This window comes from Enhydrobacter sp., from assembly GCA_025808875.1.
Lineage (GTDB): Bacteria > Pseudomonadota > Alphaproteobacteria > Reyranellales > Reyranellaceae > Reyranella.
This window is the reverse complement of sequence record CP075528.1, coordinates 3,302,852-3,323,475: the sequence shown is the minus strand read 5'-3', so window position 1 is coordinate 3,323,475 and position 20,624 is coordinate 3,302,852. Positions and strand designations below refer to the sequence as shown.

The 20,624-nt window shown below is 67.8% G+C and carries 19 protein-coding genes; 11 read left to right on the top strand and 8 right to left on the bottom strand.

All coding sequences use genetic code 11. The features are described from left to right. Positions 1–11 precede the first annotated feature (11 nt). From KIT25_16435 to KIT25_16415, 5 genes are all read left to right on the top strand, one after another. Complete coding sequence (locus tag KIT25_16435; protein ID UYN97965.1) at positions 12–866, top strand: isocitrate lyase/PEP mutase family protein; 855 nt, start codon at positions 12–14, stop codon at positions 864–866. After that, positions 863–1,147 carry a hypothetical protein gene (locus KIT25_16430; GenBank protein ID UYN93632.1) on the top strand — a complete coding sequence of 95 codons (285 nt, stop codon included), beginning with the start codon at positions 863–865 and terminating at the stop codon, positions 1,145–1,147. The genes KIT25_16435 and KIT25_16430 overlap by 4 nt, the downstream gene beginning before the upstream one ends. Positions 1,148–1,227: 80 nt before the next feature. Further along, positions 1,228–2,298, top strand: a complete 1,071-nt coding sequence (locus KIT25_16425; GenBank protein ID UYN93631.1) for an HlyD family efflux transporter periplasmic adaptor subunit — start codon at positions 1,228–1,230, stop codon at positions 2,296–2,298. Beyond that, on the top strand, positions 2,295–4,997 hold the full coding sequence (gene rbbA / locus KIT25_16420; GenBank protein UYN93630.1) for a ribosome-associated ATPase/putative transporter RbbA: 2,703 nt from the start codon (positions 2,295–2,297) through the stop codon (positions 4,995–4,997). Before KIT25_16425 ends, rbbA begins: the two co-directional genes overlap by 4 nt. Before the next feature lie 3 nt (positions 4,998–5,000). Further along, positions 5,001–6,122 carry an ABC transporter permease gene (locus KIT25_16415; GenBank protein UYN93629.1) on the top strand — a complete coding sequence of 374 codons (1,122 nt, stop codon included), beginning with the start codon at positions 5,001–5,003 and terminating at the stop codon, positions 6,120–6,122. Here KIT25_16415 and KIT25_16410 read toward each other — a convergent pair. From KIT25_16410 to KIT25_16400, 3 genes are read right to left on the bottom strand one after another with little or no spacing between them, the layout of a single operon-like run. Next, entirely contained in the window at positions 6,119–7,549 is a 1,431-nt protein-coding gene (locus KIT25_16410) for an FAD-binding oxidoreductase (GenBank protein UYN93628.1), read from the bottom strand. The genes KIT25_16415 and KIT25_16410 overlap by 4 nt on opposite strands. Next, entirely contained in the window at positions 7,546–9,015 is a 1,470-nt protein-coding gene (locus KIT25_16405; protein UYN93627.1) for an FAD-binding oxidoreductase, read from the bottom strand. Before KIT25_16405 ends, KIT25_16410 begins: the two co-directional genes overlap by 4 nt. Positions 9,016–9,038: 23 nt before the next feature. Continuing rightward, positions 9,039–10,139, bottom strand: a complete 1,101-nt coding sequence (locus KIT25_16400; protein ID UYN93626.1) for a threonylcarbamoyl-AMP synthase — start codon at positions 10,137–10,139, stop codon at positions 9,039–9,041. 686 nt (positions 10,140–10,825) lie between these two features. Between KIT25_16400 and KIT25_16395 the strand changes: the two genes are divergently transcribed. Next, positions 10,826–11,587, top strand: a complete 762-nt coding sequence (locus KIT25_16395; protein ID UYN93625.1) for a 5'-methylthioadenosine/S-adenosylhomocysteine nucleosidase — start codon at positions 10,826–10,828, stop codon at positions 11,585–11,587. Here the strand turns inward: KIT25_16395 and KIT25_16390 are convergent. After that, a complete protein-coding gene (locus KIT25_16390) occupies positions 11,580–12,455 on the bottom strand; it encodes an S-methyl-5'-thioadenosine phosphorylase (GenBank protein ID UYN93624.1) in 876 nt (291 codons plus the stop codon). The two genes, KIT25_16395 and KIT25_16390, sit on opposite strands and share 8 nt — an antisense overlap. Positions 12,456–12,512: 57 nt before the next feature. Between KIT25_16390 and KIT25_16385 the strand changes: the two genes are divergently transcribed. Then, positions 12,513–13,358 (top strand): SDR family oxidoreductase, encoded by an 846-nt coding sequence (locus tag KIT25_16385; protein ID UYN93623.1) that lies wholly within the window; start codon positions 12,513–12,515, stop codon positions 13,356–13,358. Here the strand turns inward: KIT25_16385 and rpiB are convergent. From rpiB to KIT25_16370, 3 genes are read right to left on the bottom strand one after another with little or no spacing between them, the layout of a single operon-like run. After that, positions 13,355–13,801, bottom strand: a complete 447-nt coding sequence (gene rpiB, locus KIT25_16380) for a ribose 5-phosphate isomerase B (GenBank protein ID UYN93622.1) — start codon at positions 13,799–13,801, stop codon at positions 13,355–13,357. The genes KIT25_16385 and rpiB overlap by 4 nt on opposite strands. Further along, on the bottom strand, positions 13,798–14,298 hold the full coding sequence (locus KIT25_16375; protein UYN97964.1) for a gluconokinase: 501 nt from the start codon (positions 14,296–14,298) through the stop codon (positions 13,798–13,800). Before KIT25_16375 ends, rpiB begins: the two co-directional genes overlap by 4 nt. A gap of 12 nt (positions 14,299–14,310) precedes the next feature. Next, positions 14,311–15,552: an LLM class flavin-dependent oxidoreductase gene (locus KIT25_16370; protein ID UYN93621.1), complete on the bottom strand. Its 1,242-nt coding sequence runs from the start codon at positions 15,550–15,552 to the stop codon at positions 14,311–14,313. Between the two features lie 69 nt (positions 15,553–15,621). On the opposite strand from KIT25_16370, the gene KIT25_16365 reads away from it, so the two are divergent. Beyond that, positions 15,622–16,353 (top strand): SDR family oxidoreductase, encoded by a 732-nt coding sequence (locus KIT25_16365; protein ID UYN93620.1) that lies wholly within the window; start codon positions 15,622–15,624, stop codon positions 16,351–16,353. Positions 16,354–16,357: 4 nt separating this feature from the next. Here the strand turns inward: KIT25_16365 and arsB are convergent, their stop codons facing one another. Then, a complete protein-coding gene (arsB, locus tag KIT25_16360; protein ID UYN93619.1) occupies positions 16,358–17,383 on the bottom strand; it encodes an ACR3 family arsenite efflux transporter in 1,026 nt (341 codons plus the stop codon). Between the two features lie 61 nt (positions 17,384–17,444). Here arsB and KIT25_16355 point away from each other — a divergent pair, with 61 nt between their 5' ends. Genes KIT25_16355 through arsJ form a run of 3 tightly spaced genes read left to right on the top strand, consistent with a single transcriptional unit; the run spans position 17,445 to position 20,585 of the window. Further along, entirely contained in the window at positions 17,445–18,296 is an 852-nt protein-coding gene (locus KIT25_16355; protein ID UYN93618.1) for a metalloregulator ArsR/SmtB family transcription factor, read from the top strand. An 11-nt stretch (positions 18,297–18,307) separates the two neighbouring features. Beyond that, positions 18,308–19,351 carry an ArsJ-associated glyceraldehyde-3-phosphate dehydrogenase gene (locus KIT25_16350; protein ID UYN93617.1) on the top strand — a complete coding sequence of 348 codons (1,044 nt, stop codon included), beginning with the start codon at positions 18,308–18,310 and terminating at the stop codon, positions 19,349–19,351. A 1-nt stretch (position 19,352) separates the two neighbouring features. After that, positions 19,353–20,585: an organoarsenical effux MFS transporter ArsJ gene (gene arsJ, locus KIT25_16345; protein ID UYN93616.1), complete on the top strand. Its 1,233-nt coding sequence runs from the start codon at positions 19,353–19,355 to the stop codon at positions 20,583–20,585. Positions 20,586–20,624 lie beyond the last annotated feature (39 nt).

Genomic DNA, 20,624 nt, shown 5'->3' with positions numbered 1-20,624 from the left:
TGGCGGGAAACATCAAGGCGGCCCGGCTGCGCGAGCTGCTGTCGAGGGGCGAATTCATCCTGGCGCCGGGCATCTATGACGGCATCTCGGCGCGCGTCGCCGACGGCATGGGCTTCCCCGCCCTCTACATGACGGGCTACGGCGCCACGGCGTCGATGCTCGGCCTGCCGGACGCCGGCCTCGCCACCTATTCCGACATGGTGGGCCGTGCCGAGATGATCAGCGAGATCACGGAGACTCCCCTGATCGCCGACGCCGACACCGGCTATGGCGGCCTTCTCAACGTGCGACGCACCGTGCGCGGCTACGAGGCCGCGGGTGTCGCCGCCATCCAGATCGAGGATCAGGAGATGCCCAAGAAGTGCGGGCATACCCCGGGCCGCCGTGTCGTGCCCGCGGAGGACATGGTGCTCAAGATCAGGGTCGCGACCGAAGCACGCCGCCATTCCGAGACCATGATCGTCGCCCGCACCGACGCGCGCACGGCGCATGGGCTGGACGAGGCGCTGCGCCGCGCCCTGCTCTACGAGCAGGCCGGCGCCGACGTCATCTTCGTCGAATCTCCCGAGAGCGAGGCAGAGCTGGAACGCATCGGCCGAGAGGTCGACAAGCCGCTGCTCGCCAATATGGTCGAGTTCGGCAAGACGCCGAGGGTCGAGGTCGCGCGCCTGAAGAAGTGGGGCTTCGATCTCGCGATCTATCCCGGCCTGGGTTTCAGCGTGGCCGCCGAGGCGATGCGCCAGGCCTGGACGCACCTGCAGGCCCACGGCACGAGCATCAGCGTCGGCGTCCCGCAGTACAAGAGCATGCACGAGCTGATGGGTTTCCCGGAAGTCTGGGACTTCGAGAAGCGCTGGGCGCAATGACGTTCAAGCAGTTCATGGAGGTGCTGGCGCGCCTGCCGGCGCGGGTATGGCTGCAGGCGGCGCTCGGCCTCATCGGCTTCATCGTGCTGGCCGTGCTGGGATTCGCCGTCATCGCCGGCGTCGCGGCCGTGGCGCTGCTCGCCATCCTGGTCTTCAAGGCGAAGAGCTGGATCCGCAGCCTGTTCATCGGAAGGTCGGTCGCCGAACCGCCGCGCCACGAACGCAAGGTGATCGACGTGCAGTACGAGATCGTCGAGGAGAAGGACGACGACAGGCGCTAGACCGTTGATCCAGGTCAACGGAAGGCCGCGCAAACAGTGTAGCAATCGGGCGCTCGTAACCGAGTGTTCCCGACCCGATCATGACCCCGTGGCAATCGTGGCTTCCAAGGATCGCGCTGGCCGTGCTTGCCGCAGGCGTGGCCTTTGTCGCGTGGCAATGGCTGCGTCCGCAGCCGCTGCCACCCGGATTCGCCAGCGGCAACGGCCGCATCGAGGCCGTCGACATCGACATCTCTGCCAAACTGGCCGGTCGGGTAAAGGACATCCTGGTGAAGGAGGGGGACTTCGTGCGCGAGGGCCAGGTGCTGGCCAACATGGATACGCGGGTCCTCGAATCGCACTTGCGCGAGGTGCAGGCGGCGCGCGAACAGGCCCGCATCGCCATCGAGACCGCGCGCTCGCAGGTTGTCCAGCGCAAGGCCGAGAAACAGGCGGCGCTCGCCCTGGTGACGCAGCGGCGCACGGAGGTCGACGCCGCGCGTCGGCGCGTCGCGCGCTCGGAGGAGTTGACCCCCAAGGGCGCCACCGCCCAGCAGGTCCTCGACGACGATCGCGCCCGGCATGACGGGGCCAAGGCGGCACTTGCCGCTGCGGAGGCCCAGCTCGCGGCGGCCGATGCCGCCATCGGAACGGCCGAATCCCAGGTCGTCGGCGCCCAGGCGGCCTACGAGGCCGCGGCTGCCACCATCGACCGCATCCAGGCCGACATCGACGACAGCGCACTCAAGGCGCCGCGTGACGGCCGCGTGCAGTACCGCGTGGCCCAGCCCGGCGAGGTGCTGGGCGCGGGTGGCCGCGTCCTGAACATGGTCGACCTCAACGACGTCTACATGACGTTCTTCCTGCCGACCGAGGCGGCCGGTCGGATCGCGATGGGCAGCGAGGTCCGGTTGATCCTGGATACGGCGCCCGAGTACGTCATCCCGGCCAAGGTCACGTTCGTGGCCGACGTGGCGCAATTCACGCCCAAGACCGTCGAAACTTCCATCGAACGGCTCAAGCTGATGTTCCGTGTCAAGGCGAACATCGGCCCGGCGCTGCTCGACCGGCATATCGACCACGTCAAGACCGGCCTGCCGGGCGTCGCCTACGTCCGCACCGATTCGAAGGCGGAGTGGCCCGCCAATCTCGCGATCAAGCTGCCGCAATGACCGATCCGGTCGCGCGCCTGACCGGAGTCGATCTGCGTTACGGCAAGGTGACGGCCCTGGACGCCGTCGACCTCGAGGTCCCGGCCGGGATCGTCGTCGGCCTGATCGGCCCGGACGGCGTGGGCAAGTCGAGCCTGCTGTCGCTGATGGCCGGCGCGCGGCGCCTTCAGAAGGGCCGCGTCGAGGTCCTGGGCGGCGACATGGCCCGCGGTCGCCATCGCCGCCGTGCCTGCACGCGCATCGCCTACATGCCGCAAGGGCTGGGCCGCAATCTCTACCCTTCGCTCAGCGTCGCCGAAAACATCGACTTCTTCGCACGGCTGTTCGGCCACGGCCGCCGTGAGCGCGCGCGGCGTATAGCCGAGCTCACTCGGGCGACCGGCCTCGCGCCGTTCGTCGATCGTCCGGCCGGCAAGCTGTCGGGCGGCATGAAGCAGAAGCTCGGCCTGTGCTGCGCGCTGATCCACGATCCCGACCTGCTGATCCTCGATGAGCCGACGACCGGCATCGATCCGCTGTCGCGCCGCCAGTTCTGGGATCTGATCGCCCGCATCCGCGCCGCGCGGCCCGGCATGAGCGTGATCGTGGCGACCGCGTACATGGAGGAGGCGGCGAGATTCGACTGGCTGGTCGCCATGCATGCTGGCGGGGTGCTCGCCGCCGGCACCCCGGCCGACCTGCTGGCGCGCACCGCCACCGCGTCGCTGGAGGCGGCGTTCATTGCGCTCCTGCCCGAGCAACGCCTGCACGACTATCGCCCCGTCGAGATCCGGCCGCGCGATGGCGAGGAGAACGGCGAGGTCGCCATCGAGGCGCACGGCCTCACCAAGCGCTTCGGCGACTTCGTCGCCGTCGACCATGTCGACCTGCGTATCGACCGCGGCGAGATCTTCGGCTTTCTCGGCTCGAACGGCTGCGGCAAGACGACGACGATGAAGATGCTGACCGGCCTGCTGCCGCCGAGCGAAGGCGAGGCGCGGCTGTTCGGCCAGTCGCTCGATGCCCGGGATTTCGAGACCCGCCGCCGCGTCGGCTACATGTCGCAGTCGTTCTCGCTCTATGGCGAGCTGACGGTGCGCGAGAACCTCGAGCTCCACGCGCGCCTATTCCGCCTCCCCGAGGCGTCGATCGCCGTTCGGGTCGGCGAAGTTGCCGAGCGGTTCGAGCTGCTCGACGTCCTCGACGCCTTGCCGCCGACGTTGCCGCTCGGTCGGCGCCAGCGCCTGTCGCTCGCGGTGGCCGTGATCCATCGGCCGAATCTGCTGATCTTGGACGAGCCGACGTCCGGCGTCGATCCGATCGCGCGCGACTCGTTCTGGCGGATCATGATCGACCTGGCGCGCCAGGAACAGGTTACGATCTTCATCTCGACGCACCTGATGAACGAGGCGCAGCGTTGCGACCGCATCTCACTGATGCATGCCGGCCGCGTCCTGGTGACCGATAGCCCGGCGGCCATCGTCGCCAGGCGCGGCGTCGATACGCTCGAGGAGGCCTTCGTCGGATGGCTCCAGGACGCCGCGGCCGAGCAGGGCGACGGTCGGTCGGCGGAGTTGCCGGATGGCGCCAATCCGGCGCGGCGAAAGCATCGGCCGTTCGAGTTGCGCCGCCTGCTGGCCTACACTCGACGGGAGGCGATCGAGCTGGCGCGCGATCCCATCCGCGCCACCCTGGCGTTGCTCGGCAGCGTCATCCTGATGTTCGTCATCGGCTACGGCATCAACATGGATGTCGAGAATCTGAGCTTCGCCGTGCTCGATCGCGACGACACCACGACCAGCCGCGACTACGCCCTCAACCTCGCGGGCTCGCGCTATTTCAGCGAACGGCCGCCGCTCGCCGATCATGCCGACCTCGATCGCCGCATGCGGTCGGGCGAACTCAGTCTCGCCATCGAGCTCCCGTCCAACTTCGCGCGCGACATCGCGCGCGGCCGGCAGGTCGAGGTCGGCGCCTGGCTGGATGGCGCGATGCCGATGAGGGCGGAGACCGCCAAGGGTTATGTGCAAGGCATGCACGCCAACTGGCTGACGAGCATGGCCGCGGCCGAACCGGCAGCCACCGTAGAGGTCCGCTTCCGCTACAACCCCGACGTCCGCAGCTTGGTCGCCATGGTGCCGGCGGTCATTCCCATGCTGCTGCTGCTGATCCCCGCCATGCTGACCGCCCTCAGTGTCGTGCGCGAGAAGGAGCTGGGATCGCTCGTCAACTTCTACGTAACGCCGGTCAGCCGGCTGGAGTTCCTGATGGGCAAGCAGCTGCCCTACATCGCGCTCGGCATGGTGAACTTCCTTCTGCTGACCCTGCTCGCCGTCCTGGCCTTCGGCATCCCGCTGAAGGGCAGCTTCATGGCGCTCGCGGTCGGAGCGCTGATCTACGTCGCCGCCGCCACCGCGATCGGTTTGTTGTTCTCGTCCTTCATGCGCAGCCAGTCGGCGGCGATCTTCGGCACGACCATCGGCACCATGATCCCGGCGATGGAGTTCTCCGGCATGATCGATCCGGTGACCTCTCTCCAGGGTCTCGGCGGGGCGGTCGGCGAGGCCTATCCCATGACCCACTTCCTCACCATCGCACGCGGCACCTTCTCCAAGGCGCTCGGGTTCGCCGACCTGCAGGACGCGTTCTGGCCGCTCCTTCTGGCGGCGCCGGTGCTGATTGCCGTGAGCGCCCTGCTGCTGCGCAAGCAGGAGAGCTGAACCATGCGGCTCGCCAACATCATCGGTCTCGGCCTGAAGGAGCTGCGTGGCCTCGGCCGCGATCCCATGATGCTGGGGTTGATCGTGTTCGCCTTCAGCATCTCGATCTACACCGCCTCGACCTCGATGCCCGAGCAGCTCAACCAGACGCCGATTGCCATCGTCGACGAGGACCGCTCGCCGCTCTCCACGCGCATCGTCGACGCTTTCATGCCGCCGTATTTCATGAAGCCGCCGCTCATCTCCCCGCACGAGATGGATCGGCGGATGGATGCCGGCCTCGACACCTTCGCACTCGACATTCCGCCCGACTTCCAGCGCCACCTTCTCGATGGAGACCGGCCCTCCATCCAGCTCAATGTCGATGCCACGCGCATGAGCCAGGCCTTCGCCGGCAGCGGTTACGTGCAGAGCATCGTCAGCGGCGAGATTGACTCCTTCCTGCGGCGCTACAGGGGCAACACGCAGGCACCCGTCGAACTCGTCCTGCGCGCCCGCTTCAATCCGTCGCTGACGGTCTCGTGGTTCAGCGCCGTGGTCGAGCTGATCAACAACGTGACCATGCTGTCGATCATCCTGACCGGCGCGGCGCTGATCCGCGAACGCGAGCACGGCACCATCGACCATCTGCTGGTGATGCCGGTGACGCCGCTCGAGATCATGCTGGGCAAGGTCTGGGCGATGGCGCTGGTGGTGCTGGTCGCCTGCGCCTTGTCGTTGGCTTTCGTGCTGCAGGTGCTGCTGGCGGTGCCGATCGGCGGCTCGGTCGCCTTGTTCCTGGCCGGCGCCGCCATGCACCTCTTTGCGACAACATCGATGGGGATTCTGCTCGGCACCGTCGCCCGCTCGATGCCGCAGTTCGGCATGCTGATCGTTCTCGTGCTGGTGCCGCTCGAGATGCTGTCGGGCGGCCAGACGCCGCGCGAGAGCATGCCGGAGTTCATCCAGCACGTGATGCTGGCGGCGCCGACCACGCACTTCATCATGCTGGCGCAGGCCATCCTGTTCCGCGGCGCCGGTTTCGAGACCGTGTGGCCGCAGTTCATCTACATCGCTGCGATCGGCGCCGTGCTGTTCGCCCTGGCGGTCGCCCGCTTCCGCAAGGCCGTCGGCGAAATCGCCTAGATCCGGACGATCTTCCCCGGATTCATCAGGCCGTCGGGATCGAGCGCGCGCTTGATCGCGCGCATGACGTCGAGCTCGACCTTGCTGCGGTAGTGGGCGAGCTCGTCGACCTTGAGCCGCCCGATGCCGTGCTCGGCCGAGATCGAGCCGCCATAGCTCACCACCAGATCGTAAACCGCACCACTGATGGCGTCGCCATGGGCGAAGAATCGCTTCTTGTCCCAGCCGGGGGGTGACTGGCAATTGAAGTGCAGGTTGCCGTCGCCGACATGGCCGAACGGCACCGGTCGGCAGTCGGGCAGGGCCTTCATCATCGCCGCCAGGCCATCCTTCATGAAGGACGGGATCCTGCTCACGGCGACCGAGATGTCGTGTTTGATCGACGGTCCCTCGCGCTTCTGGGCCTCGGAGTGGTTCTCGCGCAGGGCCCAGAAAGCGCGGGCCTGCGCCTCGTTCTGGGCGAGCGCGGCGTCGAGCACCAGGCCTCTCTCCATCGCATCGCCGAGATAGACCTCCATCTTTTCGGACAGGTCCGACTGGTTGGCGCCATCGCGGCGCGGCCGGGTCGAGGACCATTCGAGAAGAACGTACCAGTCGTGCTTCCCGGCGAGCGGATCGATTGCGCCGGGAATGTGCTTCAGGACGAAATCCACTCCCTGGCGCGACATCAGCTCGCAGGAGGTGACGTTGTCCTCGCTCGCGGCATGGGCGGCGCTCAGCAGCTCGACGGCGGCTTCGGGCGAAGGCACGGCGATCCACGACGTCGCCACGTCCCTGGGCTTGGGCCAGAGCCTGAGCACCGCCCTGGTGATGATGCCGAGCGTGCCTTCCGCCCCGAGATAGAGATCGCGCAGGTCGTAGCCGGTGTTGTCCTTCTTGAGCGCGCGCAGCCCGTTCCAGATCTCGCCCCGGGGTGTCACGACCTCCAGGCCGAGCACGAGCTGGCGCGCGTTGCCGTAGTGCAGCACCTGCACGCCGCCGGCATTGGTCGAGAGGTTGCCGCCGATGGTGCAGCTTCCTTCGGCGGCGAGCGACAGCGGAAACAGCCGGTCGTGCTCGGCTGCTTTTTCCTGGATGGCCTTGAGCACGACGCCCGCCTCGACCGTCATCGAATAGCCGACCGTGTCGACCTCGAGGATGCGGTTCATGCGGGTGAGCGACAGCACGATCTGGCGACCCGTCTCGTGCGGCATGCCGCCGCCGACCAGGCCGGTGTTGCCGCCCTGCGGCACGATCTGGACCTTCTCGGCCGCACAGAGCCCGACCACGGCGGCAACTTCCTCGGTCGTCGCCGGCCGCACGATTGCCTCGGCCGTGCCGAGATAGTTCTCGCGCCAGTCGGTGAGGTAGGGGTGTTTTTCCTGCCCGTCGGTGATCAGCCCCTTGTCGCCGACGGTCGACCGCAGCTTGTCGACGAACGTGCTCACAGCCGAAGGATCTTGCCCGGGTTCATGATGTTCTTTGGATCGAGCGCGCGCTTGAGTGCCCGCATCGTGTCGAGCTCGACCTTGCTCCTGTAGTGCGCCAGCTCGTCGATCTTCTCGATGCCGATGCCGTGCTCGGCCGAGATCGAGCCCGCCATGGAGGTGATGAGATCGTTGACCGCGCGCGTGACGGCCGGCGCGTACTGTTGCAGGGTCTGCCGGTCCATGCCCTTGGGGGCGCCGAAGCTGAAATGGATGTTGCCGTCGCCGATATGGCCGAGCGGATGCGGCCTGAGGCCGGGCAGGATCTCGAGCGCCGCCTTGATGCCGCGGTCGATGAACTCGGGAACCTTGGAGATCGAGACGGAAATGTCGTAGCTGAGGCCCGGTCCCTCGGCGCGGCCGGCCTCGGCGACGCCCTCGCGGATGCGCCACATGTTGCGCGCCTGGGCCTCGTTCTGGGCAATCACGGCGTCGAGCACGCGGCCGGCCTCCATCTGGTCGGCGAGGAACTGTTCCATCTTCTCCGACATTCCTTCCGCGCCGTCGGCCTTGGCGCGCGAGGAGTTCCACTGCATCAGCAGGTACCACGGCGTGTCCGCCTTCAGCGGATCCTGCACACCCGGGATGTGGCGCAGCACCATCTCGGTCGCCTCGCGGCTCATCAGCTCGCATGACTCGACGTTGTCCTCGGAGGCCGAATGCGCTTCGGACAGGATTTCGATGGCCGCCTGCGGATCGCGCACCGCGAGCCACGCGGTCGCGCCGTCCTTGGAGGCGGGCCAGAGCTTGAGCACCGCCTTGGTGATGACGCCGAGCGTGCCTTCCGCGCCCATGAACAGGTGCTTGAGGTCGTAGCCGGTGTTGTCCTTCTTGAGCGACCGCAGCCCGTTCCAGACGTCGCCGTTGGGCAGGACGACTTCCAGTCCCATCACCAGGTTGCGCGCGTTGCCATAACGCAGGACCTGCACGCCACCGGCGTTGGTCGACAGGTTGCCACCAATTTGGCACGAACCCTGCGCCCCGAGGCTGAGCGGAAAGAAGCGGTCGTGCGCCGCCGCCGTCTCCTGCAGCGTCTGCAGGATGCAGCCCGCCTCGACCGTCATCGAGTAGCCGACCGGGTCGACCTCCAGCACCTTGTTCATGCGGCCGACCGACAGGAGGATGCCGCGGTGGCTCGGCCAGGGCGTGGCGCCGCCCATCAAGCCCGTGTTGCCGGCTTGCGGTACGATGGCGATGCCGTTGTCATGGCAGAGCCTGACGACCTTCGACGTCTCCTCGACGCTCGCCGGCCTCACGACTACCGCGGCGCTGCCCGAGCGCGCACCGCGCCAGTCGGTCACGAACGGCTTCTTGTCCTGCTCACCCTCGATCAGGCCCTTGTCGCCGACGATGGCGCGCAGCTTCTCCAGGGTCTCGGCGGTGACCGGTGTGGTCGGAATCGGCGGCTGGACGATGGTGTCGGGCATTGTTTCCTCGCGTTTGCGCCAGCTTAACGTCGGCGGCCTGACCCGTCATCCGCCGCCGCCCGACGCAGGCGGTCGTTGATCGCGAGGCCCAACCCCGCTTCCGGAACGGGCATGACCGCAATGCGGTCGATGTCGGGCCGGTCGAGGGCCCGCAGCATGGCGAACAGGTTGGCGGCGGCCTCGCCGACATCGGCGCCGGGACTGAGATTCAAGGTCAACATCGCTCCCGCCGGCACGTTCGGCCCGAAGGCGAGCAGTCCCTCCCGCGCGGTGGCACCGGCGGCGTTCAGGCGTACGGGCCGGGACGGCGCATAGTGACTCGCGAGCTGGCCCGGCGACTTGCGCGGCGACTTGCCGGCCGGAATCGCGTCGCTGACCTCGATCGGGCCGATTGCCGCCTCGATCGCCTCGCGCGTGACGCCGCCTGGCCGCAACAGGGTGGGCGATGCGGTCGTGAGGTCGAGGACGGTCGACTCCACGCCGACCTCGCACGGCCCGCCGTCGAGGATCATGCGGACTCGGTCGCCCAGCGATTCGGCGACGTGCTCCGGCCGCGTCGGGCTGACCGAGCCGCTGCGGTTGGCCGACGGCGCGGCGATCGGCCGGCCGGCGGCTTGGATCAGGGCCTGCGCCAGGGCGTGGGCGGGAGCCCGGATCGCGACGGTGTCGAGACCGGCCGTCGTCAGCAGAGCGATCGGGCAGGACGCGGCACGCGGCAGGACGAGCGTCAGCGGTCCGGGCCAGAAGCGCACGGCGAGCTTCTCTGCCGTCTCGTTCCAGCGCACCAGCCGAGCGGCCTCCTTGGCGTCGAGCACGTGGATGATCAGCGGATTGAAGCTCGGCCGGCCCTTGGCCTCGAAGATCCTTGCGACGGCGCGTTCGTTGGTGGCGTCGGCGCCGAGGCCGTAGACCGTCTCGGTCGGAAAGGCGACGAGCTCGCCGGCACGGATCAGGCGCGCGGCCTCCTCGATCTCCCGCGCCGTGCTCATCGCGCGTCCAGCGTGCGCGCGATGAAGTGCGGATTGGAGAATCGGGGCTTGCCGTAGGAGAGCGGCCGGCCGTCGGTGGTCACCACTTCGCCGCCCGCGGCCTCGAGCACGCCTTGGCCGGCGGCGGTATCCCATTCGTTGGTCGGGCCGAAGCGCGGATAGATGTCGGCCTTGCCTTCGGCGATCAGGCAGAACTTGAGCGACGATCCGGCCTGCAGCCGGTCGGCGACCTTGATGTCGTTGTTGCGGAACCAGATGTCGAGATCGCTGTAGATGGCGTGGCTGCGGCTGGCGCAGGCGACCAACCCTTGCGCGGGCGCCCGGCGCGTGGCGATGGTGCCGAACGGCCCGCCTTTCTCGCTCTTGTCGGCGCCGATCCCGGCGGCGCCGCGCCACAGCGTGTCCGGATCGGGCGCCAGCACGATCCCGAGGACGGGACGGCCCTCGTCGACGAGCGCGATGTTGACCGTGAACTCGCCGTTCTTCTTGATGAATTCCTTGGTGCCGTCGAGCGGATCGACCAGCCAGAATGGCCCGCCATTGAGCGTCGGCACGCGGCCGGCCGCCATCTCCTCCTCGGCGACCACCGGCATGCCGGGCGCGAGCGCGCGCAGCCCGGCGACGATGATCGCCTCGGCGGCATGGTCGGCGTCGGTGACGGGACTCTTGTCGGCCTTGTCGCGCACGCCGAGATCGCCGGCGTAGATGCGCATGATCTCGCGTCCGGCGTCGCGGGCGAGCAGGGTGCAGGAATCGCGCAGCGCCTGCAGGTCGATGGGGGCGATGGACATCGGGGCGGCGACCTTATAGCCCATTCGACCATGTCGAACAGGCTCCTGGGCGTCATATCGGCCCTGCCCGAGGAACTGGTCCACCTGTCGGACCGGCCCGGCAAGGTGCAGGAGATCGGCGGACTGGGTTTCTGGCGGGGCGTCATCGCGGGTCGCGAGGCGGTGTTCGTCGAATCGGGCGCCGGCAAGGTCAATGCCGGCGTGGCGACGTCGCTGCTGCTCGACCGCTTCGCCTGCCGCGCCCTGCTGGTCTGCGGCGTGGCCGGCGGCCTCGATCCGGCGCTCGACGTCGGCGATATCGTGGTTGGCGCCGGAAACCTCCAGCATGACTACAAGGTGCAGTACGAAGATGGGCTGCGTACGGTCCAGCCCGGCAGCCGCCGTTCGCTGGGCGAGGAGTGGACTCCGGGCTATCCGCTGTCGGATTCGGTGGTGGCGCGCCTGCGGATGGCGCTGGCGAGCCTGGTGCTGGAACCGCTTCCCGACGCGATCGTTCGCGGCGGACGCGTGCCGGGCATCCATTTCGGCACGATCCTCACGGGCGACACCTTCATCAGCTCCGATGAAGTGCGGCGGCGGCTGCACGCCGAGTTCGACGCGCTGGCCGTCGAGATGGAAGGCGGGGCGGTGGCGCAGGTCGCTCATCGCTGGGGCGGCGACATCCCCGTGGTCAACGTGCGCTGCCTCAGCGACCTTGCGGGCAGCGCGAGCCATCTCGACTTCAAGGTCTTCCTGCCGGTGGCCGCGCGCTACGCCTCGCTGGTCGCGCACCGGCTCGCGCCGGCTATCTAGCCTTCAGCACCCGGCCCGCGACCGCCTCGAGCTTCTTCGCCATGGCCGGAGCGCGCGCGTCGGGGGCGGTGATGAGCGCATGTTCCAGGGCATGGTCGCAGCCCGAGGGGCAGGGCGAGGGCCGCGCCTTCCTGAGCAGCGGCGCCACCATCTTGACCAGCGACTTGGCCCGTTCGGCGTTGTCGTGCAGGACGCGCACGATGTCGGTAACCTGGACGTGGCCGTGGTCCGGATGCCAGCAATCGAAATCGGTCACCATGGCGACGGTGACGTAGCAAATCTCCGCCTCGCGGGCGAGCTTGGCTTCCGGCATGTTGGTCATGCCGATCACGTCGCAACCCCAGCTGCGGTAGAGATTGGACTCGGCGAGGCTGGAGAATTGCGGACCCTCCATCACGAGATAGGTGCCGCCGAACTTGACCGGATATCCGGCATTGCGTGCGCAATCGTGGACGGCCCGCGCCAACCGGCTGCAGGTCGGATGGGCCATCGACACGTGCGCGACGAAGCCGTCGCCGAAGAAGCTCTTGTCGCGCGCGAAGGTGCGGTCGATGAACTGGTCGACGACGACGAAATGGCCGGGTGGCAGGTCCTCGCGCAGCGAACCGCAGGCCGACAATGAGAGAATGTCGGTGACACCCGAGCGCTTCAGCGCGTCGATGTTGGCGCGGTAGTTGATCGAGGTCGGTGAATGGCGGTGGCCGCGGCCGTGGCGCGGCACGAAGACGACGTCGAGTCCGTCGAGCACGCCGAACAGGAACTCGTCCGATGTCTCGCCGAACGGCGATGCGACCCGACACCATTTCGCGTCCTTCAAGCCTGCGATCTCGTAGAGGCCGCTGCCGCCCATGATGCCCAGCACCGTCATGCACTTCTCCTTGCTGGCGTTGGTGTATCATCCCTCCCGGACAAAGGGGAGACAGGCATGGGCAGGCTCGACGGCAAGGTCACCATCGTCACCGGCGCGACCAGCGGCATCGGCCGGCGCACCGTCGAGATCTTCGCGGCGCACGGCGCGAAGGTTGTGGCGACCGGCCGGCGCGAGGAGCTCGGCCGCTCGCTCGAGCGGGCATTGGGCAAGGACAAGTGCCTGTTCATCAAGGCGGATGCCACGCAGGAGGCCGAGGTGAAGGGCGTGATCGATTCTTGCCTCGCCAAATGGGGCCGACTCGACTGCCTGTTCAACAACGCCGGCGGGCCCGCGCCGGTCGGCGGCATCGAGACCGTGCCGGTCGAGGGCTTCGACGCCGCCATGGCGACGCTGGTTCGTTCGGTCATGCTCGGCATGAAGCATGCGGCACCGATCATGATGAAGCAGGGCGCCGGCAGCATCATCAACAACGGCAGCGTGGCCGCGCGCCGCGCCGGCTATTCGACCTCGATGATCTACGGCGCCGCCAAGGCGGCCGTCGTGCATCTCACGGTGTGCGCCGCCATGCAGCTCGGCGAGAAGAACGTGCGCTGCAACGCGATCTCGCCGGGCGGCATCGCGACCGGCATCTTCGCCAAGGCGCTCGGCCTGCCGCCCGACAAGGCCGACACCTATGCCGAAGCCGTGAAGGGAAGCATGGCGGCGCTGCAGCCCATTCCGCGCGCCGGCCTGACCGACGACATCGCCAACGCCGCCGTGTTCCTCGCCTCCGACGAATCGACCTTCATCAACGGCCACGACCTGGTGGTCGACGGCGGCGTGGTCGGCGGCCGGCTGTGGGGCCCGCACCAGCAGGGCGTTCAGGCGATGCGCAAGGCGTTCGGCGTGGCCGAGGGTTAGCGTCCGGCATCCATGTCGGCGAGCTTGGCGACGCGGCGGCGGAACTCTTCTGCGGTCGAGAACCTGGCGTCGAGATAGGCGACGATCAGGTCGCGGGCGAGCCAGGGACCGACGATCTGCGCGCCGATGCACATGACGTTGACGTCGTCGTGCTCGACCGACTGGTGCGCCGAATGGACGTCGTGGCAGACCGCGGCGCGGATGCCCTTCATCTTGTTGGCGCCGATCGAGGCGCCGACTCCCGTGCCGCACACCATCAGCCCGCGCTCGGCCTGGCCCGAGGTGATGGCCGCCGCCACCTTGCGTGCGATGTCGGGGAAGTCGACCGGCTTGGGGTCGAAAGAGCCGACATCCGTCACCTCGTGCCCGAGCTCGCGCAGGAACGGCAGCAGCTCGAGCTTCATCGCATAGCCCGCGTGATCGGAGCCGACGACGATCTTCATGGGTGCCTCCGCTTCAGCTCGCCGATGATCTCGGCCACGATAGCAGACGGGGCGGGGCCGACATCGACGATGATCGGCCGCTCGTCCCCGCCCGGTTCCTGCAGGATGGCGAACTGGCTGTCGAGCAGGGTGGCCGGCATGAAGTGCCCGCGCCGGGCCTCGAGACGCTGCTCGATCAGGGCACGGTCGCCCTTGAGATAGACCAGGGTCACGTCGGCTGCGCCGCCGGTCAGGACCTGGCGATAGGCGCGCTTCAGCGCCGAGCAGGTGACGACGCCCGAGCCGCCATTGGCCCGCCAGCCCGCGATCTCGGCGGCGACGCGCTCGAGCCACGGCCAGCGATCCTCGTCGGTGAGCGGCGTACCGCCCTTCATTTTCTCGACGTTGGCCGGCGGATGGAACGCGTCGCCCTCCTTGAACGGACAGCCCAATGCCTTCGCGAGCAATGAGGCGATCGTGGTCTTGCCCGACCCCGACACGCCCATCACGACGACCATGGCCACGTCAGGCTATTCGGCGGCTTCCTTGCCCTTGCCCAGGCCTGTCGGGACCTGCGCGCCGGCGGCGGCGAAGCGCGGGTTCTGCGTGACCTTGAGCGCCTCGGCGGCGTCCTTGTCCGCCATGATCTTGGCCATGATCGCCTTGTTGGCGCGCTCGAAGACGCCGCGATTGACCTGCAGGTGGCGCTCCGATTCGCGCAGCTTGGTCACGTAGCCGTTGATCTCCGGCATGACGTAGCGCGCCACCAGATCCCAGCTGCGGAAGGTGTTCTCCGGATTGGCCCAGTCGTGCACGAAGCCGACGACGGTGCCGAAGCCGCCGCTCTTGGCATGGACGTCCTTGATCAGCTTCACGAGATCGTCGGGCGTGCCGATGACGGCGGCCGAGCCCGGCGCGAACGCCGTCTGCTCGATGGCCTCGTCCTCGGTCTTGAAGGCGACGGCGCCCGGCCGCTGCAGGGTCGCCACGATGTATTCGTTGTGCCAGCGCTTGAGGCCGAACCGTGCCTGCTCGATCGCCTTCTCGCGCGTCTCGGCGATGTGCCAATTGAGGAGCACGCGCCAGTTCCGGCGATCGACGGTGGTGCCGTTCTCCTTGGCGGCCTTCTCGGCGAAGCCCCACTGCGTCGGCAGCGCCGTCAGGCCCTCGCTCGACATCGAGCCCAGCGAAATGATGCCGATGCCGTACTTGCCGGCCAAGGTCATGCCCGACGGGCTGATCTGCGAGGCGACCGCGAACGGCATCTCCTCCTGCATCGGCAGGAGCTGCAGGGCGGCGTCCTGCATCGTGAACCAGTCGCTCTGATGGGTGACACGCTCGCCCTTCATCAGGCGACGAATGACGCCGATCGCCTCGTCCTGGCGGTCGCGCTGGGTCATCGGGTCGATGGCGAGCGTGTAGGCGTCGGACGGCAGCGCACCCGGGCCCGAGCCGAAGATCGCCCGGCCGCCGGTCATCCAGTCGAGCTGCACCATGCGCTGGGCGACGTTGTAGGGATGGTGATAGGGCAGCGAGACCACGCCTGTCGCGAGCTTGATGCGCTTGGTGTGCTCGCCGGCCGCCGCGAGGAACATCTCGGGCGAGGCGATCATTTCCCAGCCGGACGAATGATGCTCGCCGCACCAGAATTCGTCGTAACCGAGATCGTCGAGGTGCTTGACGAAGGCGATGTCGCGCCGGAACTGCAGCAGCGGGTTTTCGCCGATCGGATGGTGGGGGGCGAGGAATGCGCCGAAGCCGAGACGCGCCATGAGGTGACCTCCTGAGTTGAGAAAAGGGCTAACATGCCGGCGCTGGCGGGTCGACCGGGAGAACGACGCATGACCGACCTCACGGGCAAGGTGGCGCTGGTGACCGGCGCCTCGCGCGGTATCGGCAGGGCGATCGCGATTTCGCTGGCCGAAGCGGGCGCCGCGGTCGCGGTGAACTACCTGAGCAGGAGAGAGGACGCGGAGCGGGTCGTCGACCGGATCCGCCAGTCCGGTGCGAGCGCCTGCGCGCTGCAGGCCGACGTTTCGAAGTCGGACGACGTGACCGGATTGGTGCAGACCGCGGTGCGGGCGCTGGGTGCCGTCGACATCCTGGTCAACAATGCCGGGATCGGGCTGGTCCGCTCGGTCGACGACCTCACCGAGGACGACTTCGACGTCACCATCGCAGCCAACCTCAAGAGCGCGTTCCTCTGCACGCAGGCCGTGGTCGCCGGCATGCGGGCGCGGCGCTGGGGCCGCATCGTCAATATCTCGTCGGGCGCGGCGCGCGGCGCGGGTGCGGTCGGGCCGCACTACAACGCCTCGAAGGCGGGCCTCGAAGGGCTGACGCGCGGCTATGCGGCGCGGCTGGTGAGGGACGGCATCACGGTGAACGCCGTGGCGCCGTCGCTGATCGAGACAGACATGGTGCGGGGCGGCGTCGCCGCGTCGCCGGCCCGCATCCCGCTCGGCCGCTTCGGCACGCCCGAGGAATGCGCGCAAGTGGTGATGATGCTGATCGGCAACGCCTACATGACCGGTCAGACCGTGGCGTTGAGCGGTGGGATGTCGTTTCTCTAGGCCTTCACGCGCCGCGCTCGTACCAGCCCTTACTGGCATTGACGATCTTCACCACCGACAACATCACCGGCACCTCGATCAGCACACCGACCACGGTGGCGAGGGCGGCGCCGGAGTCGAAGCCGAACAGGCTGATCGCGGTGGCGACGGCGAGCTCGAAGAAGTTGCTGGCGCCGATCAGCGCCGAGGGAGCGGCGACGCAGTGCGCTTCGCCGGCGGCGCGATTGAGGAAGTAGGCGAGGCCAGAGTTGAAATAGACCTGGATCAGGATCGGCACCGCCAGCAGGGCGATGATGAGGGGCTGGGCGATGATCTGCTCGCCTTGAAAGCCGAACAGCAGCACCAGCGTCGCCAGCAGCGCGACCAGCGACAGCGGCTGTAGCACGGCGAGCAGCCGGCCGAGCGCCGCCGCGCCACCCGCCGCCAGCACCCGCGTGCGCAACGCCTGGGCGATCGCCACCGGCACGACGATGTAGAGCACGACCGACAGCACCAAGGTGTCCCATGGCACCGTGATGGCCGACAGCCCGAGCAGCAGGCCGACGATTGGCGCGAAGGCGAACACCATGATGGTGTCGTTGAGCGCTACCTGCGTGAGCGTGAAGTGCGGCTCGCCGTTGGAGAGGTTGCTCCAGACGAACACCATGGCCGTGCACGGCGCGGCAGCCAGCAGGATGAGGCCGGCGATGTAGCTGTCGATCCTGTCGGCCGGCAGCCAGGGCGCGAACAGGTAGCCGAGGAAAAGCCAGCCGAGCAGCGCCATCGAGAACGGCTTGACCGCCCAGTTGATGGCGAGCGTCACGCCGATGCCGCGCCAGTGCGCCCCGACCTCGCGAAGCGCGGCGAAGTCGATCTTGGCCAGCATCGGGATGATCATAAGCCAGACCAGCACGGCGACCGGCAGGTTGATGCGCGCAATCTCGGCCGCGCCGATGGCATGGAAGACGCCGGGCAGGAAATGGCCCAGCGCGATGCCGGCGACGATGCAGAGGGCGACCCACAGCGTCAGGTAGCGTTCGAACGTCGTCATGACAGCGGATAGCTCCTACTTCTGTCATGCATATGACATACTTTTCGACTATTCTCGAATTATGGAATCTACAGGAGCCGCCGCCGGCTTCTCCGCCCTGGCACAGGAGACCCGTCTCAGCCTGATGCGGCTGCTGGCGACGCGCGGCGCGTCCGGTATGGCGGCCGGCGAACTGGCCAGCCATCTCGGCCAGCCGCCCTCGACGCTTTCCTTCCATCTGTCGGCGCTGGAACAGGCAGGCTTGGTGCAGTCGACGCGCCAGGGCCGCCACGTCATCTACGCCGTCCGCTTCGCCGGCCTGCGCGCGCTGTTCAGCTTTCTCACCGAGACCTGCTGCTCCGGCCGCCCCGAGCTGTGCGGCGACCTTGCACGCCTCCTGCCGGAAGACCCTACGGAGGATGATCACATGACTGCCTCCTTCAGCGTGCTCTTCCTGTGCACGCACAATTCGGCGCGCTCGCTGATGGCGCAGGCGATCCTCGAGCAAGTCGGACGCGGCGAGTTCAAGGCCTACTCGGCCGGCTCCGAACCGGCAGCGCAGCCCATGCCCGAGGTCCTCGATAAGCTGCGGGCGTTTGGCCACGACGTCTCGCACCTGCACTGCAAGTCATGGAACGAGTTCGCCGGCCCCGACGCCCCGCGCATGGATTTCGTCATCACGCTCTGCGACACGCTGCGCGGCCAGGACTGTCCGGATGTCGGTGACCGGCTGGTGACGGCGTCGTGGCCGCTGCCCGATCCGGCCAAGTTCACCGGCTCGCCGACAGAGCGTGCCACGGTGATCAACGAGCTCTATGGCATGATTCGCCGCCGGCTCGAGATCTTCATCAACCTGCCCTGCACCTCGCTCGATCGCATGGCGCTCAAGAAGAGGCTCGACGAGATCGGCGACCATACTCGGGCACCGGTCTGAGGGAGCGCCGCATGAGGGTCGGCATCAACGGCATGGGGCGCATGGGCCGGCTGGTGCTGCGGGCGGCGATGGGCGGTGTGTTCCGGCCGCAGGACGATCCCGGCCGGGACCATCGGCTGGACGTCGTGCACCTGAACGAGATCAAGGGCGGCGCGGCGGCGACGGCACATCTGCTGGAATTCGACAGCGTGCATGGCCGCTGGCACACCTCCTTCGAGGTCGATGGCGAGAAAGGCATCGCGGTCGGCGGCAAGCGACTCGGCTTCAGCGCCGAAGCCTCGCCCGGCGAGGTGGCGTGGGGCGACCTCGGCTGCGAGATGGTGCTGGAATGCACCGGCAAGTTCCTCAAGCCCGAGCAGATCGACGCCTACTTCCAGCGCGGCGTGAAGCGCGTGATCGTGGCGGCCCCGGTCAAGGACGAGCGCGCGCTGAACGTCGTGGTCGGCGTCAACGACAGTCTCTACGACCCCGAGCGACACCGGCTGCTCACCGCGGCGTCGTGCACGACCAATTGCCTGGCGCCCGTGGTGAAAGTCGTGCACGAGGCGATCGGCATCAGGCACGGCCAGATCACGACCATCCACGATCCGACCAACACCAATGTCGTGATCGATGCGCCACACAAGGACCTGCGGCGTGCGCGCTCGGCCATGCTGTCGCTGCAGCCGACGACGACGGGCAGCGCCACGGCGATTGCGCTGATCTACCCCGAATTGAAGGGCAAGCTGAACGGCCATGCCGTGCGCGCCCCGGTGCTCAACGCCAGCCTGACCGACTGCGTTTTCGAGATGAAGCGCGCGACGACCGAAGCCGAGGTCAACGACCTCTTCGCCGGGGCGGCGCAAGGACCGCTCGCCGGGATCCTGGGCTACGAGAGCCGGCCGCTGGTGTCGGCCGACTATTGCAACGACACGCGCAGCTCGATCGTCGACGGTCCGAGCACGCTGGTGACCGACGGCACGTTGCTCAAGGTCTATGCCTGGTACGACAACGAGATGGGGTATGTCTGCCGCATGGTCGATCTCGCCAACAAAGTGATCGACGCGGAGCCTTGAGATGGCGCCGGCGGTCCGCGACTATCTGATCGTGACGGCCTCCTACTGGGGCTTCACCCTGGTCGACGGCGCGTTGCGCATGTTGGTCCTGCTGCACTTCTTCCAGCTCGGCTACTCGCCCTTCACGCTCGCCTTCCTGTTCCTGCTCTACGAGTTCGCCGGCATCGTCGCCAACCTGCTTGGTGGCTGGCTGGCCGTGCGCTTCGGCATTCCGCGCATGTTGGCCGTCGGCCAGTTCCTCCAGATCGCCGGCCTCGTCATGCTGTCGGCGCTCGATCCGTCGTGGACCGCGGCCGCCTCGGTGGTATGGGTGGTGGCCGCCCAAGGTATCGCCGGTCTTGCCAAGGATTTCACCAAGACGGCATCGAAGTCGGCGATCAAGGCGACGGCGGCCGAGGACTCGGGACAGCTCTTCAAGTGGGTCGCCTGGCTCACCGGTTCGAAGAACGCGATGAAGGGACTGGGCTTCTTCGTCGGCGGCCTGCTGCTGGAGGTGATCGGCTTCGCGCCGGCGCTGTGGCTGATGGCGGCTCTGATCGGTGCGATCCTGCTGGCTGGCCTCGTGCTGTTGCCGCGCCAGTTCGGCAAGGCGAAGGCATCGAAGACCATGCGCGAGCTGTTCGCCAAGTCGCGCGGGGTGAACTTGCTGGCGACGGCGCGCATCTTCCTGTTCGGCGCGCGCGACGTCTGGTTCGTGGTCGGCCTGCCGGTGTTCCTCTACGCCGCCGGCTGGCGCTTCGTCGAGGTCGGCGCCTTCCTCGCCGCCTGGACCATTGCCTATGGCGGTGTGCAGTCGGTGGCGCCGGCGCTGGTGACGCGCAGCGCTGACGGCCTGAGCCGCGAGGTCCCGAATGCGCGCCTGTGGACGGGCCTGCTCGTCGCCGTCCCGGTGGCGCTGGCGGCGCTGTTGCAGGATCCCAACCTCTGGCGCCCTGACCTCGTGCTGGCGATCGGGCTCGCGTTGTTCGGCCTGCCGTTTGCGGTGAACTCCGCGCTGCACTCCTATCTGATCCTGGCCTATGCCGGTTCGGAGAAAGCCGCCGAGGATGTCGGCTTCTACTATGCCGCCAACGCTGTCGGCCGCCTGATCGGCATCCTGCTCTCTGGCGCGCTTTATCAAGTGGGCGGCGTGACGGCCTGCCTGTTGGGTTCGGCCGCCATGCTGATCGCCTGCTGGGTGATCAGTTTCCTGCTGCCCGGCCAAGTGGGCAGAGGTGCGTCTCGCTATTTCTAAATTTCTAGAAATACGGTTGACAGTGCTTGCTTCGCCGCC